Genomic DNA, 16109 nt, shown 5'->3' on the forward strand with positions numbered 1-16109 from the left:
TCCCTTTTTCCGTTTAAACAATGCCTTTTTTCGATTATTTTCTGTTTATTTTTTAACACTCTGGTAACCTTGGGATTATAATTACCGTTTTTGAGGATTTTTGAATTACAGAAGGTAATCTGGGCGGGTTTTGTCGTTTTTGGCAGGATTCCAGGGAGTTCTTTAGCGATTATTCAGAACCAAGGAATAGTCCTGTCCTGCGAGTATCCCTCCTTTGGAGGGGAATCTGAGCGGACTTTACTTGTTTTTCTTTTCAAAATAACATATACATACATATAAGTACCGACTATCTTCTCTAACACAAAAGCCCTAATAGAAACGGAAATCATGAAAAAACCATAATTCAGCAATCAACATGGAAGTCAATAGCAGGATGAAGTTACTGATTTCTTAAAATTAATCAATCGAATCGAATAGCTTTGACCGGAGAAATTTTTGTGACTATATATGACGGTATCAATAATACAAGTGCGCAAATTGTTACTGTAAGAAAATTTAACGCTAAGATATATCCTAAATCAAGGTATACTGGCGCTTGATTTACATAATAGTTTTCAGGATTTAATTTTATGACTCCAAATTGATGCTGCAACAGCAACAACGAAACCCCAATGAGATTACCCCAAAACAATCCTTTTACTATAAGATAGAACGCATTATAAAGAAAAACTTTCCTGATTGACCAATTATCCGCACCTAATGCCTTTAGAATTCCTATCATTTGTGTGCGTTCAAGTATTAATACCAATAACGCAACTACCATATTTATGGTTGCAACCAATATCATCACCACTAATATTACGATAATATTAAAATCAAAAAGCTGCAGCCATTCGAATATATAACTGTACTTTTCAATGATTGTCTTGGTGTCCAGATTTGAGGATGTTGATTTATATACCTGCTCCCCTGTTTCTTTTATTGTATTGAAATCTTTTACAAAAACTTCAAATGCACCAATTTGATTTGAACTCCATTTGTTTATCCGCTGAATATGCCTAATATCACCTATTATATAGGTAGCATCAAACTGCTGAAATCCGGAATTAAAAATTCCAACTATTTTAAATCTTCGAACATTTGGCAATTGATTTTGATTTTCCTTAATAAAAAAGGTATTAAAAAAATCACCAACTTTTAATTGTAAACGATTAGCTAAGAATTGACTAATTACTACTTCTTGAGTAACATTTTTAGACAAATCAGGCAATCTTCCAGAAACTAAATACTCTTTTATGTTCCCCCATTGATAATCATTTCCAACTCCTTTGAAAATAATCCCTTCAAATGCAGTTTCTGTTCTAACAATTCCAGACTTACTTGCTATTGCCTGAATATGACTTACTCCCGGAACAGTATTAAACTTTGGGTAAAAACCCTGATTCTTATCAATAGACGATAATGTAATTTCGGATTGGTTATTATCGTAGTTCGAAATTATAATATGCCCATTAAAAGCAGCTATTTTTTCTCGGATTTTATTCTGCAATCCTATACCAGTTGCCACTGAAACAATCATCATGACCATACCAATAGCAATAGCCGAGATAGCAATGTTGATTATTGGAGCCGAAATACTGCTTTTATAATCTTTGGCAGTAATAAGCCTTTTGGCTATAAAATATTCTAAATTCAAATCGATTTATTTTGAGGAACTAAGCAAATATACATAAAGTTTTAATTAAGGCCCCGTTAAACCTTTTAAACACTTTGAACTACAAACTTGTTTTATAAATAATACTTAGAGCGGTAATTTTTTTTTCATTTCTTCAACAATATTGAATGCTGCTGGACATATTGCAACATTCTTAAGCGTTAAATCTGTAATCTGCTGAAATTTTTTTCGGTCTGTATGCGGAAATTCTCTACATGCTTTTGGGCGTACATCATAGATCATACAGGCATTTTCAAAATCTAAGAAAGCACAGGGAACTTTTTGCAACACATAATCTCTATCTTCATCTATACGCAAATACTGTTCGATAAACTGTTGTGATTTTAATCTTAAAAACTTAGAAACTCTCTCAATGTCCGCCAAAGTAAATAGCGGCCCAGTAGTTTTACAGCAATTAGCACATTTTAAACAATCCGTTTTCTTAAATTCGGCTTCATGAATATCCGCCATTATATAATCTAGATTCTTAGGTGTTTTCTTTTTTAACTTATCGAAATACTTTTTGTTTTCGATATGCTTATCTTTGGCAAGTTTTCCTAATTCGTTTAAAGCTGGTTTCAATTTTGAGATTTGATAATGAATACGCAAAAGTAACAAACTTTAAACTCGGAAATTTAAACTGAAACCTAAATTTATGAAAGATCTTTTTGGGAAAGCAATGCTTGACTACCAAACCAATAACGAACCTGAGGATTTAATAACCGAAACTTCCATTTCTGAAGCAGATGAAATGAGCGTCGCTTATCTATTTCGCAGCTATGCCGAAATGCCTAAAATAGAACAAAAAGCATTACAGCTAGCCAAAGGAAGAATCCTTGATGTGGGATGCGGAGCAGGAAGTCACAGTTTGTCTTTGCAAAACGAAAGACAGCTTGATGTTACTTCTATCGATATTTCGGAAAATGCAATTAAAACTTGTAAACTCCGCGGATTAAAGAATGCTAAAGCACAAGACCTAATGACTTTTGAAAATGACAAGTTCGACACCATCATTGTTCTAATGAATGGGCCAGGAATTTGTGGCAAATTAAAAAATCTTTCTAAATTTCTTTTGAAATTAAAATCGCTATTAAATAAAGGGGGGCAGATTTTAATGGATAGCTCAGACATCATTTATATGTTTGACGAGGATGAAGATGGCGGGAGATGGATTCCAACAGAAAATGAATATTATGGCGAAACCATTTTTAACATAACATACAAAGGAGAAAAAGAAGATCCTTTGGACTGGTTATTTCTAGATTATAACACATTGCAAAATGCCGCTTTCGCAAATGGCCTTCAATGTGAGATACTCCTTGAAGGAGAGCATTATGACTATTTAGCCAGACTTTCAATCTAAAAAAAAACCAAATGTTAAACAACATTTGGTTTTCTATAAAAAAAGGTTTCTTATATTTCAAAACTCCAATTAACCTTGACCCGCAATTTTAATAGGCACTTCATATAGAACCCTAACTTTTTTTCCTCTGGTTTCTCCTGAGGTCCATTTAGGAGACTTACTAATAACTCTCTTTGCTTCAGCACCAGTGCCTCCGCCAAGATCTTTTACTACATTAACATTAGTTACACTACCATCAACTTCGATAATAAAAGCAACTTTTAAAGTCCCTCCGGTGCCATCGTATTCCGGCATTTGAAAATTACTGCTGATAAAAGTCAAGAATGCAGCGTTTCCTCCTGGAAACTCTGGTCTCACTTCTACCTCCTCATAACTATAAGGGGCATCATCAACAATAGTGGCAGTTACCTGTGCCGAAGCAAAATCCACAATAAACAAAGTAATTACAGAAAGTAGAAATTTTTTCATGGGCTAATTGAATTATGTTTATAATTATATTCTAAAAGTAGGTTTTGGTAAATATATAAAAAAATATACTTATAAAAACATATTGTGCAAAAATAACAAAAAGAAAACAATAAATTATCATAAAATTATATTTCACACATAACAATTAATATTTAAAGAAACCAAAGTGCCTAATTTACAGCCAAATAAACAACTACAAATAAATTAAAAAAAATATTGTTAATTACCCGACAAACGTCTTAGTAATTAACAATATCCTAAAAAATGATAAAAATATAAGCTGTAATTATATTTTATGGAATATTCAAATACTTATGTGTCTGCAATGATACACGCCATTTTGGATTATTCATGACATATTCGACAATTAAAGGAGTCATTTCTTCCTTTTTACTCCACTCTGGCTGAAGAAAAAGAATTGCATTTGAATTAACCCTTTCAGCTTGTTCTTCTGCAAAAACAAAATCATGTTTATTATATATAATCACTTTGAGTTCATCTGCATTATCATAAACTGTTTGTGTTGGTAATTTATTTTTCTTTGGCGAAAGACATATCCAATCCCAAGTACCGCTTAAAGAATATGCACCAGACGTTTCAATATGGACTTTTAAATTATTCTCTTTTAGTTTTTGAGTCAATGAACCCATATCCCACATTAAAGGCTCACCTCCTGTTATAACAATTGTATCAGCATATTTTGCAGCATTCTCGACTATCAAATCTATTTTAGTAGGCGGATGCAGCTCCGCATTCCAGCTTTCTTTAACATCACACCAATGACAGCCAACATCACATCCGCCTATTCTAATAAAATAAGCAGCTGTTCCAGTATGAAAGCCTTCCCCCTGAATAGTATAAAATTCTTCCATTAGCGGAAGCATAGTTCCTTTATTAACTTCTAATTGAACTTCTTTAGATAACATTGTATAAATTTAAGCTACAAATATACGCAATTAAAAGAAACCTAAAGAATCAGCAGAAAACACAACACGCCATTCGCTTTTAAAAGTTTCTGACACTAATTTGCACAAATTAAGATTACTATTTAATTACACAAAATATTCGAAACTGTAAAAGTTGTAAAACTTGATTTCAATTTTGATAAGAATTAGTATTAATTGGTGAAATTCGTGTTTATCTTTTTTTTAAATGCGAATACTGTGAAAACACAATCAATATTAAGGTATTAATCAATAATTTATAACAAAAAAAAACGGCAACTATTTCTAATTGCCGTTCTTAAAAAAAAAAATTATTTTAAAGATTTCAATGAATCCAAAGCATATTGATTTGCTGGATCAATAACTAATGTTTTATTAAAATACTCTATTGCTTTTGTTTTGTCCGAATTTGCATAACTAGCCCCAGCAGTATTATAACTTTCAATTAATTTTTTAATTACAGCAGGTTTTGCTAATTCTTCAGCACCTTTTTCAGTAACTATATTAACATAATCATTATAATATTTTATTGTCATTTCATCGTTCTCCAATAAACTGTTAGTTCTTGCTCTGTACAAGTATGCATCTTGTGTCTTAGGTGATGCCTCAATTACGGCAGCATAAGCCAAATCTGCTCTTTGCAAAGCAACTGGATCTGGTTTCACATCTTTTCTAGTGTTATCAAAATACAAGCTATTTCCCAAATAGAAGTTGTCCAAAGTATAGTTTTTAGATTCTTTATTTGCAACAGCAATTTCATAAATTGTAGCAGCCTGTTTAAATAATTTTAATTCATATAACTTTTTTCCAATATCACTAATGTTCGGAGCCAAACCATTCGCATCCATCTCAGCAGATTTTTTTACATCCAAGAGACCATTATCAAATAAAGCAGTGTCAAGGTTTTTTCCGTCTTCACCTATTGCTTTTTTAATTTTAGAAAAACCTAAAACTTGATAATCAAAAGCAATAACTTTATTAGCAGCATCCGAAATAAAACTTTCTAAAGATTTTATTGCAACCTCATAATTACCATTTTGATATGCTGAAATACCTAAATAACGAAGAATTCTAGGATTCACTTTGTCAAGCTCTACCATTTTATTTGCTTCCACTTCCAAAGCTTTATACTCGCCCGCTAAAACTAAGAAATCAGCATGACGCATTCTTGAACTAACTGAATAATCTGTCAAACTCAAATACTTTTCATAATTAAGCAAAGCTTTTTCAATATACACTTTATATTTAGAAGGTTCATTTCTTCCCCATAAATAATATGTCTCAGCCAATTCACGATAAACTGGACCATAATTTGCATTAATAGCAATAACCTCGTCATACGCTTTTACTGCTTCAGTATACGCTTTAGCTCCTTTTAACAAAACACCCAGCTGCATTTTTGCTCTGATCATTGTATTATCAATAGTATACGCATTTCTATAAGCTGAATAAGCTTCGTTTTGATTTTTGTCTCCAAAATAAGCATTCCCTAATGCTAAATTTAATTGAGCATCTTGAGGATTAATCAATTTAGCTTTATTTAAATATTCTAATGCTTTTTTATAATCGGGATTATTCGAAAATGTATAAGCCCGACCTATAAAAATATACTCTTCAATATCTTTCTTTCTTATATCTTTAATAGCCAAAGCAAATTTTTCTTCAGCAGCGGCAGCATTTCCATTGTCTAAATCGATCAAACCTAGACCAATATTATTTAACCTTGCCCCTTCTGATGCAGTAAGCCCTTTTTGGTAATAAATTTTTGCAGAATCTGCGTTATTTTGCAGTAAATAGACATTACCCAAATAAAAATCAGCTGTACCATTTGTAGGTTTTGCTGCAATTATAGATTTTAAAATTGATTTTGCACTTTCAAATTGTTCAGCATCGATTGCTTTCTTTGCTTGATTAAGATCTTGCGCTCGGCCAGTTGCCACAACTGCCAATAAAGCAATACTTAAAAATTTAACTTTATTCATCTTTATTACATTAAATTAATTTCAATTATTTCTTTTCACTATTAGTCTTACCTCGAATAATATTTAATTTTCTTGCAGGTATCTCAAATGGCAACAAACCTGATTTTAAAACAATTCTTTGTCCAATATCACCCGCAACGAATGAAGAGAATCCCATTCCCAAACCAGAATACCCTTGACAATTCACAACGTACAAATCCCTCAATAATGGATAAGATCCTTCTGCAAAATTATTCTGAGAAGGAGCGAAATATCCTTCTTTAGCTAACCCTTTAACACTTAAAACATTGATGTTTTTAATAACAGGGTCCATTGATGGATTAGGCTGTGACAACCAGTTAACGCCCACAACACCAATCATCCCATTATTTTCAGATACAAATTTCAAAACTTCATTGTTCGTTTTAAAAGTGTACACATCCTTCTCTGGCAAACCATTCAGTCCTGATAAATTATTCATATAATTCACAGTGCTTGAATTTGGATTATCAAAAACTAAACCTTTAATCTTAGAACCTCTCTCCCCTTTCATAAAACCAATAACATCTTTCAAGGCAATTAATGTATCGCTGCTAGATTTATTAGAAACAAAAGCTATACCATCAGTAGCAAATTTAGTTATTTTAGGAACTATTTTTCTTTGCTCAAAAAGATTTAACTCTTTTTTTGACAAATTACGGGCTATTACAACAATACTAGCTTTTTTGTTATATAATGAGTTTAAAACTTCAGATTCCGATTTAGAAACTAAAGTAAATTTTGCGTCGTAGGAGCCTTCAAACACCATAACTTCCTCCTCAACTAAAGGAGTAACAGTTTCATCAACATAAATACTCGCCTTTCCTTTTAAAATTGTCTCATCATTGATAGCGGCGCTTTCATCTTTTTTACAATTAAAAAAAAGAAAAATAAATAACCCCAAAACTAAATAAACATTAAATCTAGACATAATCAATCTTTATTAGCATTATAAACTCGAAAGAACCGAATAATAGCATAAACAATTAATACAACGCCTAAAGCTATTCTATATTGCATCTGCATATTAAATGGAAACTTATCCCAAAAAATAACCATTATTCCTAAAAAAAAATAAGCTAAGAAAACCAATATGGTTATAACAAGAAGAAATCGCTCAATAAGCGATTTCTCCTTCAAATTGTTAAATAAATTATTCAACATTATTCTGCTGATTGAATGGTAATCGGTAAAGAATACAAAACTCTCACTTTTTTACCATTTTGCTCACCTGGAAGCCATTTTGGACATTTATTCAAAACCCTAATTGCCTCTTTTCCTGTACCATAACCAATATCTCTAACTACTTTGATATCTGTTAATGATCCGTCTTTTTCAACAACAAATGTTACATAAACTTTTCCTTTAAGACCTTCTTCTTCAGGAGCTTGATAATTTTTACCTACGAAAGCATAAAATTTCTCAATTCCCCCAGGAAATTCAGGTTTTTGCTCGATACCCGCTAAAGAGTGTACACTAGTATCTTCTGCAATAACTTCAACTACTGGACCATTACCTACTTCTTCAACTGTAAGAGGAGCATCTGGATCTCCTTTGATAGTTTCTGCTCCAGTTTTTTTGTCTTTGATATCATCCATTTTTGGTGGATCTTCAGTAACGTCTTCAGCCTTTGCAACAACAGGTTTCACAAACTTAACCTGATCCTGTTTCGGCGGCGGCGGTGGCGGCGGCGCAAGATCTTTAGGAGCTTCAACTTTCTTCTTAGGAGGAAGCTTCACGGTGACAATCTTTTTATCCATGTCTTCTTCTTCTCCTCCCTTTGGCAAGTAACTTGCAATAAGAGGAGCACTGATAGCTAGACTAAAAAGAACGCTGCCAATGATAAGAGCCCGCATAGAAGTCTTACGATTCGATTTTCTAAGTTCGTATGCACCATAAAGTTTATTACGACCTTCGAAAACGATCTCAATCCATTGATTTTTTATTAAATCTAATTTCATTTTTTATAATTATTAGGTTATTAGTAAAAAATTATTTTTTTACTTCTAACAATTTTACTTCTTCAGGTGTAAATTCATTCACTATTGCATAAGAACCAGTCTTATTTACACCAACAATTGCCATTTCATCCAAAACGTCCACCAGATTACGATAAGTCGACTTTTTACTTGGTTTGATAATTACAATCATACCATCATTAGGTTTTCCTTTTGCTGTTGAATATTGCTTAACCTGCTCCATTCTAGACAATAAATCTTTACGAATTCCATCTTTACCATATGAGAAATCTTTCGGTGCCACAAGAGGCTTCTCCAACATCCCCATATAACGTACCAATTTGCCATTCTCACCAAGCAATAAAGTTACTGTACGATTTTCATCGACTTTAATGTTATTTGTTGGTTCACTTTTATCCTCCTTATCTGGCAACGTCAAATCCATGGATTGTGGTTTTGACAAAGTAGTAGTAAGCATAAAGAATGTGATTAATAAGAAAGCCAAATCCACCATGGCAGTTAAATCTACCTTAGAGTTTTGTTTTTTACTTCTTACTTTGCCACCTTTTTTGCCACCGCCACTGTCGGTATTTAATTCAGCCATTTTAGTGTATCTTTTTTAATTAAAAATTCTTCCCTCTTAAACCTGTAACCAAGTTAAAGCTATTAACCTTTTGATCTTGCAACATATCCATTATTTGTTTTATTGCAGGATACTGCTCCTTCGCATCTCCTTTTATTGCAAAATTCAATTCTTTGTCATTAACCTCAATATTTGCTTTACGAGAATAAAGAATCCAATCTTTCAATTGATTATCTAAAGAATCCTTCGGTATTCCAGGCTGACCTGCTTTACTTCTATCTGACCCTTTCATATTCAAAATTTGTTTTAAATTTTGAATTGGCACACCAAAACTTTCCATTAATGCAAATTCTTCTGACTCTTTTTCAGTAAAAGCAACATTATATTTATCAGCCATAAATTCAAGTGCTTTTTTACGAACATCTTTACCTTTTAGGTCAAAAAATACAGCTGTTTTTCCTTCTACCTTACCAATTGTCAACGTTGACAGATTATCTGCAGGCAATTTAGTCTGAACAGTAGATTGCGGAGTATCAACCGGTAATACTTCAGGTGTTTTAGCAGTGGCAGTCAAAATAAAGAACGTCAGCAAAAGAAACGCAACATCACACATCGCCGTCATATCGGTAGATGTGGACTTTTTCTTCATTACTATTTTTCCCATTATTTTTATCTTTTATTTGACATATTTTACAATATCAAAATTTAATTTATTGTTTTAAACTACCTCTAAAATGTCTGTAAGTATTTACGATTGTAGTTCCTGCTTCGTCAATAGAATAAGTTAAATCATCAATTTTTGAAGTAAAGAAGTTGTAAGCAACAATTGCAGTAATAGAAGTAGAGATACCTGTAGCTGTATTAATCAAAGCCTCAGAGATACCAACCGCAAGAGCTGCTTGGTCTGGAGTTCCAGCAGAAGCCAAAGCACCAAACGCTTTAATCATCCCTGATACAGTTCCTAATAATCCTCCAAGTGTTCCTAAAGAAACTAAAGAAGAAATAATAGTCATGTTTTTTTCTAACATTGGCATTTCAAGTGCTGTAATCTCTTCAATTTCTTTATGAATCGTTTCAGCAGCTTCTTCACTGTTGAATCCTTCTTTTTTAACTTCTTGGTATTTAACTAATGCAGATTTAATTGCATTTGCTACAGAACCTTGTTGTTTATCACATGAAACAATAGCTCCATCAATATCTCCAGATTTAATACTTACTTGAATTGCCTGCATGAATTTATCTAAATTTCCTTTACCAGCAGCTTTTGTAATAACAAAAAATCTTTCGATAGAGAAAACAATAACCATTAATAACATACCTAATAATACTGGTACTATAAATCCTCCTTTGTAAACTTGTCCTAATGTATTTAACGGGTGCCCTTTTTCAATATCCCCTCCTTCAAAATTCGTTGGATCACCCATTACTTGAGACCAAACCAACCAACCAACAAAAATACATAATGCAATAATAATTCCTGAAACCATTCCTCCACCTTTTGAAGTGCTTTCTTTTTTAACTTTAACGTTTGCCATTTTTTTAAATTTTAAATATTTATTTTAGTTTTAATAAACTTGTATAGGAGCAAATTTAATTTTTTAGTTGAAATAAAAAAACTTTTTTTTAAGTAATCTCACAATTTATTTTATTGTTAAAACTGTACTGCAGCTTTTTTTAAGAATAATTGAATATTTTTTCTAAAAATACTTTCTAAATTATTCAAAAAAAAAGCGTTTTTAAGCATTCTGGATGTTTTTATTCAAAAAACAATCAAAACAAAATAAAGAGATAAATTCATCAAATCAATGCTTTTTTGTGATATTATTTATAAGAAACACTTGATTATTTCATTTAAAGAATATTTAATACCTTGCAGTTAACATCTAAACCAGCAAAACATGAGCAAAAAGGAAAATTTTATTTTGCAGATAACTGACGGATATTTATCCAAAGGAGAGAGCATAACGCTTGGTGCCGCAATCCTTGACGGCGAAGTTTTACCCAATACTTTTATAAAAATTCCATTAAAAACATTAAACAGACACGGCTTAATAGCTGGCGCTACAGGAACAGGAAAAACAAAAACGATTCAAGTACTTTCTGAACAATTATCCTCATATGGAATCCCTGTTTTAATGATGGATATTAAAGGTGATTTTAGCGGTGTTGCCAAAGAAGGCGAAGAGAAAGATTTTATAAAAGAACGCCATGAAAAATTAAAGATTCCTTATTCTGTATCAAGTTTCCCTGTTGAATTAATGACGCTCTCTAAACAGGATGGCGTAAGACTCCGTTCTACAGTTTCAGAATTTGGTCCTGTTCTTTTTTCCAGAATTTTAGATTTAAATGATACTCAGGCAGGAGTTGTCTCAATTATTTTTAAGTATTGTGACGACAACAAAATGCCTCTGCTGGATTTAAAAGACATCAAAAAAGTCATTAATTATATAACTGACGAGGAAAAAGCCGAAATTGAAGAAAGTTATGGCAAGATCTCCACTTCGACTACAGGGACTATTTTACGAAAAATAATTGAACTCGAACAGCAGGGCGGTGATTTGTTTTTTGGAGAATTGTCTTTTGAAATTGATGACTTACTGCGTATTGACGAAAATGGCAAAGGTTACATTAATATCATGAGACTCACAGACATTCAGGATAAACCTAAATTATTTTCGACTTTTATGCTGAGCTTATTGGCCGAAATATACCAGCAGATGCCTGAAAAAGGAGATGCAGACCAACCAGAATTAGTCATATTCATAGACGAGGCACATCTGATTTTTAATGAAGCCAGCAAGGCATTATTAGAACAAATAGAAACCATAATAAAATTAATCCGTTCCAAAGGAATTGGCGTTTATTTTATCACTCAAAATCCAATGGATATTCCAAGAGGTGTTTTGGCTCAGCTTGGACTCAAAATTCAGCACGCATTAAGAGCTTTTACTGCCAATGACAGGCAGGCTATCAAACAATCAGCTGCTAATTATCCAACATCCGAGTATTACAAAACTGATGAAGTATTGACCAGTTTAGGAATAGGCGAAGCTTTTGTAACTGCCTTAAATGAAAAAGGAATCCCAACACCGCTTGCAGCTACAATGATGCGTGCTCCTATGAGCCGAATGGATATCTTAACTGATGCTGAAATTCAGGAAATCAACGACAAATCTAAATTAGTTAAAAAATACAGCGAAGCCCTTGACCGTGAAAGCGCATATGAAATGCTTACTAAAAAAATAGAATCTGCTCAAGAACAAACTGCCGTTGTTGAAGAAACTAAAAAAACGAGCAATGAACCAAGTACTGCAAGTGTCGTTACAAAATCAGTTTTGAAAGTTGTGACTAGCGCTACGTTTATAAGAGGAGCATTTGGAATACTTTCTAAACTATTAAAAAAATAACTGCAAGATGAAAAAAATCACAAACCCCTTTATCAATATCTTTATTCTTCTCTTAGTTTTGAATAGCTGTTCTCCAAAATCAGAAACAAAAAATCCAGCCTATGTCAAGTTACAGATTGTCAAAACTGAAAAGGACTTTGAAAAATTAGTAGCCGAAAAAGGACCAGCGGAAGGATTTTATCAATTTGCAGATTCCAATGCCGTTATCAAAAGAGAACACGACACTTTAATCATTGGAAAAACCAACATTAGAAATTATTATTCCAATCCTAGATATCAAAACGTAACAGTTACTTGGTCTCCTGATGCTGTAACTGTTTCCGATGCTGGCGACATGGCTTCAAGCTACGGCAAATACGTCTGGACTTCAAAAGATTCCTCTGGAAAATTACAGGTTTCTAAAGGCGTTTTTCATACTGTCTGGAAAAGGCAAAAAGACCGCACTTGGAAATACATTTGGGATTAAAATTAATTCTTTGCAGGATAAAAAACCAGCTTTGTAGAAGACTGTATAATTTCTTTTTTATTCAATTTCATTTTTCTGAATTTTCCTGAATTATACAGTTCAGCCTGATCACTGTAATGACTGCTAAACGGGTTCCCGGATTGACCCGTTGGTAAAATTCCCCAGCTATTTTCAATATCTGAAAAATCTATTACTCTTCTGCTTGAAGGTCCTCCTTTTACTTTATAAAAACCATTGTCAGCAAAATCAAAAAACTGATTATTTATCACTTCATTCGATCCTGAAACTTCAAAAGGGCCTGCATTAAAAAATGGTCTTAGCGCTGCCAATTTACCAATTGGGTGCTGATATTCTACTGTGTGAACTTTTTTCCACTTCCAATCCGAAGGTGAATTTCCTAATTGTTTTTCTAAAGCTGTTATTGCTTCTACAAATGATTTTGTTAGTATCTCATTTCTTGTTTCTTTCTTATCTTTCGTTGTAATGTCGTCCCACCACGGAGAATTTTCAAAGGAAATCTGTCTTGCAGTAATTTGCTTCATAAGATGAGTTCCTAGAAACTGTTTAAACTTTTCATCACCTAATTCATCATGAAAAGTATTCTTTAAGTACAAATAGATCCATTTATTATAAATTGCGGGAGCTGCATCATCCAGATTATTGGTTCCTTTCCATGATTTTAAAACCATTATTGCTTCCATTTCTATTTTAGAAAGTGATTTTAAACTTAAACCTGCAATTAATTTTTTCACCATTTCGGGTGCAACAGCAGATGTATTGTCATTAATCATCTCACCAACAGAATTCTTATCCCAATTGGATTTTGAATCTAATAATTGTGTAATTCTTTTTGCTCTGTCTTCCGGCAGGTAATATCCCGGATAAACAAAACCATCAATGGCGCTGGGCTGATTGTTTGCAGAATAAACATAATTCCACTCTGGATTGACTGCTGAAGGATTTTTTGAAAAATCTAAATATTCGAGATCATCATCTTTACCATTTGATCCATTCAGTATAAAATTAGTATTCACACCATTCCTGTGTCTGTATAATTTTCCCGTTGCCCACCAGCCCACATTTCCTTTGGCATCGCCATACATCACATTCAGTCCCGGCGCATGTATAAGCGCAACACCTTTTTCAAATTCGAAAATAGATTTAGCATGTGACAGAGCATAAATAGCTTCAATATTATGATTGGGATACTGTGTATAAATCCAAGACATCGCAACAGGTTTATCTTTTTCCAAACCCTCCAATAAATCATTCATAACAGGACCGTGATGACTTATTTTTATATTCAAAACAACATCAGAAGAATCTTTTATTTTAATCGTTTTCTTTCTGATTTCATAATTACGGAATCCTTTCTTGGTTTTATATTGATTATTGTTTTCTGGATTATTTTCCTCTTGGTAAAAATCTACATCATCATTTTCAAACATCGTCAAACCATAAGCATATTCGTGATTATGCCCTAATAAAGGAAAAGGAGCGCCTGCCAGATAACAGCCATATAATTCGAAATCAGGAGTTTCTACATAAGCCTCGTACCAAGTTCCAGGCTGCGAGAATCCAATATGAGGATCATTGGCAAAAATTACTTTTTTATTTTTTGTTTTTGGCGGAGCAATCACCCAGCTGTTACTGCCTACAAAAGGAGCGATTGGCGATTTATCTAATAGTGAAGCGATAGATTGTGATATAACTGAATATTCCTTCTGATACTGTTTAGCATTCTTAATCTGAACTGTATTGAACTGTCCTTCTAAACCAAAGTCTTTAAGATAATTTATTCCAAATTTATTACGGATATCTGTGAGTAAAGGATCCGTTTTTTGAGCCATTGCAAAACTAAAAGACATATAACCAAAAATATTATACACATCCTGCACCGTAAATTTCTCTTTTTTGATTCCTAACAATTGAAACTCCACAGGTGCTGGTTCCTCATCCATATACTGATTAATCCCATCGAGGTATCCCATCATTAATTGATATGCCGGACTCTTTTTATCTAAATCAGCGATTGCTTTTTGAGAAGCTTCTTCAATTCCTAAGCCAGCAAAAAACTTATCATTCTTTAAAGCGACTGAACCAAAAATTTCGGACAATCTCCCGGGAACTATCCGCCTTAGCAGTTCCATTTGCCATAATCGGTCTTGAGCGTGCACATATCCCAAAGCTGTCATTGCATCTTTGGAGTTTTCTGCATAAATATGAGGCACTCCAAACTCATCAAAATAAACTGTAGTTTCCTTTTGAATATTTTTTAAATAAATTTCTCCTTCATATTTGGGCTTTTGATATTCTCTGTACACTGCAAATAAAATCAATAGAGCAATCAGTAAAAAAATAAAAGCAAACAAGATCTTTTTCAATATTTTCATCAGAAGCAATTTTATAGAATTTTTCAAACTTATATAAAATCATTATACTTTACACGTATTTTCTAAAATATCTTTAAAAAATGCAGACAAACCCTTTTAAACATTATTGTCATTTTTTACTTCAAAAAATGAATACAATTAAACAACCGTTCCTTATATTTGTTTAAACACAGAAACACATGAAAAGCATTTCAAAAGAAACCATTTTAAAAATGGATAAGATTGAGAAATTAAATTTAATTAATTCATGTACCGGATTTAAATCTGCCAATCTCATTGCTACAAAATCTATTGAGGGCAATACCAATGTTGCTATTTTCAGCAGTGTCACTCACTTGGGAAGCAGTCCGTCCCTGATTGGTTTTATTGTACGTCCAACCACTACTCCTAGAGACACTTATAAAAACATCATGGAAACCGGCTATTTCACAATAAACCATATTACAATCGATATGATTGCTGATGCACATCACACATCGGCTAATTATGAATCCGGACTCTCCGAATTTGACAAAACCAATCTTGAAGAAGAATATAAAGATGGAATCAGCATTCCGTTTGTAAAAGGGAGTCCTGTACAGCTCTACTGTAAATTTGTAAATGAATACATAATCAAAGAAAACAATACGATACATGTTATAGCATCCATTGAAAACATATTTTTTGACGAAATACTGGAACATAAAGACGGCTGGCTGCAGCTAGACAAAGGAAATATTGTTACACTAAATGGTGCGGACGGTTATTTTTTACCAAAACTTATCGATCGGTTCCAGCAAGCGCAGCAAGACGTTCCAACAAAATCCTTGAGAAGAGACAAAGAATAAAAATTAATTAACCGAAAACGGGAACAGCATTTAGAACTATTCCCGT

The 16109-nt window shown here is 32.9% G+C and carries 15 protein-coding genes; 4 read left to right on the forward strand and 11 right to left on the reverse strand.

Annotated features, from left to right (window positions below; all coding sequences use genetic code 11):
- Positions 1-400: 400 nt before the first annotated feature.
- Complete coding sequence (locus IRZ80_RS08180) at positions 401-1636, reverse strand: ABC transporter permease (RefSeq protein WP_194641073.1); 1236 nt, start codon at positions 1634-1636, stop codon at positions 401-403.
- A 105-nt stretch (positions 1637-1741) separates the two neighbouring features.
- Positions 1742-2236 carry a YkgJ family cysteine cluster protein gene (locus IRZ80_RS08185; RefSeq protein ID WP_194641074.1) on the reverse strand — a complete coding sequence of 165 codons (495 nt, stop codon included), beginning with the start codon at positions 2234-2236 and terminating at the stop codon, positions 1742-1744.
- A 73-nt stretch (positions 2237-2309) separates the two neighbouring features.
- On the opposite strand from IRZ80_RS08185, the gene IRZ80_RS08190 reads away from it, so the two are divergent.
- Positions 2310-3017 carry a class I SAM-dependent methyltransferase gene (locus IRZ80_RS08190; RefSeq protein WP_194641075.1) on the forward strand — a complete coding sequence of 236 codons (708 nt, stop codon included), beginning with the start codon at positions 2310-2312 and terminating at the stop codon, positions 3015-3017.
- A 69-nt stretch (positions 3018-3086) separates the two neighbouring features.
- Here the strand turns inward: IRZ80_RS08190 and IRZ80_RS08195 are convergent, their stop codons facing one another.
- From IRZ80_RS08195 to IRZ80_RS08230, 8 genes are all read right to left on the reverse strand, one after another.
- Positions 3087-3485, reverse strand: coding sequence for an energy transducer TonB (locus IRZ80_RS08195; protein ID WP_194641076.1), 399 nt, complete (start codon positions 3483-3485; stop codon positions 3087-3089).
- Positions 3486-3778: 293 nt separating this feature from the next.
- On the reverse strand, positions 3779-4411 hold the full coding sequence (locus tag IRZ80_RS08200) for a 7-carboxy-7-deazaguanine synthase QueE (RefSeq protein WP_194641077.1): 633 nt from the start codon (positions 4409-4411) through the stop codon (positions 3779-3781).
- A gap of 329 nt (positions 4412-4740) precedes the next feature.
- Positions 4741-6411 (reverse strand): tetratricopeptide repeat protein, encoded by a 1671-nt coding sequence (locus IRZ80_RS08205; protein ID WP_194641078.1) that lies wholly within the window; start codon positions 6409-6411, stop codon positions 4741-4743.
- 25 nt (positions 6412-6436) lie between these two features.
- The gene (locus IRZ80_RS08210) at positions 6437-7360 is read right to left on the reverse strand and encodes a PstS family phosphate ABC transporter substrate-binding protein (RefSeq protein ID WP_194641079.1); all 924 of its coding nucleotides are present in this window, start codon (positions 7358-7360) and stop codon (positions 6437-6439) included.
- A 232-nt stretch (positions 7361-7592) separates the two neighbouring features.
- Positions 7593-8390: an energy transducer TonB gene (locus tag IRZ80_RS08215; RefSeq protein ID WP_194641080.1), complete on the reverse strand. Its 798-nt coding sequence runs from the start codon at positions 8388-8390 to the stop codon at positions 7593-7595.
- Between the two features lie 31 nt (positions 8391-8421).
- On the reverse strand, positions 8422-8991 hold the full coding sequence (locus IRZ80_RS08220) for an ExbD/TolR family protein (protein WP_194641081.1): 570 nt from the start codon (positions 8989-8991) through the stop codon (positions 8422-8424).
- A gap of 19 nt (positions 8992-9010) precedes the next feature.
- A complete protein-coding gene (locus IRZ80_RS08225; protein ID WP_194641082.1) occupies positions 9011-9634 on the reverse strand; it encodes an ExbD/TolR family protein in 624 nt (207 codons plus the stop codon).
- A gap of 46 nt (positions 9635-9680) precedes the next feature.
- Positions 9681-10505 carry a MotA/TolQ/ExbB proton channel family protein gene (locus IRZ80_RS08230; RefSeq protein ID WP_194641083.1) on the reverse strand — a complete coding sequence of 275 codons (825 nt, stop codon included), beginning with the start codon at positions 10503-10505 and terminating at the stop codon, positions 9681-9683.
- A gap of 363 nt (positions 10506-10868) precedes the next feature.
- Here IRZ80_RS08230 and IRZ80_RS08235 point away from each other — a divergent pair, with 363 nt between their 5' ends.
- Both IRZ80_RS08235 and IRZ80_RS08240 read left to right on the forward strand, forming a co-directional pair.
- Positions 10869-12377, forward strand: a complete 1509-nt coding sequence (locus IRZ80_RS08235; RefSeq protein ID WP_194641084.1) for a helicase HerA-like domain-containing protein — start codon at positions 10869-10871, stop codon at positions 12375-12377.
- Between the two features lie 7 nt (positions 12378-12384).
- On the forward strand, positions 12385-12843 hold the full coding sequence (locus IRZ80_RS08240) for a YybH family protein (protein WP_194641085.1): 459 nt from the start codon (positions 12385-12387) through the stop codon (positions 12841-12843).
- A 2-nt stretch (positions 12844-12845) separates the two neighbouring features.
- On the opposite strand, the gene IRZ80_RS08245 is transcribed toward IRZ80_RS08240, so the two are convergent.
- Positions 12846-15236, reverse strand: a complete 2391-nt coding sequence (locus IRZ80_RS08245; RefSeq protein ID WP_194641086.1) for a penicillin acylase family protein — start codon at positions 15234-15236, stop codon at positions 12846-12848.
- A gap of 179 nt (positions 15237-15415) precedes the next feature.
- Between IRZ80_RS08245 and IRZ80_RS08250 the strand changes: the two genes are divergently transcribed.
- Positions 15416-16063 (forward strand): flavin reductase family protein, encoded by a 648-nt coding sequence (locus tag IRZ80_RS08250; protein ID WP_194641087.1) that lies wholly within the window; start codon positions 15416-15418, stop codon positions 16061-16063.
- The last annotated feature ends 46 nt before the right edge of the window (positions 16064-16109 follow it).

It is taken from the genome of Flavobacterium sp. HJJ, from assembly GCF_015351475.1.
Taxonomy (GTDB): domain Bacteria; phylum Bacteroidota; class Bacteroidia; order Flavobacteriales; family Flavobacteriaceae; genus Flavobacterium; species Flavobacterium marginilacus.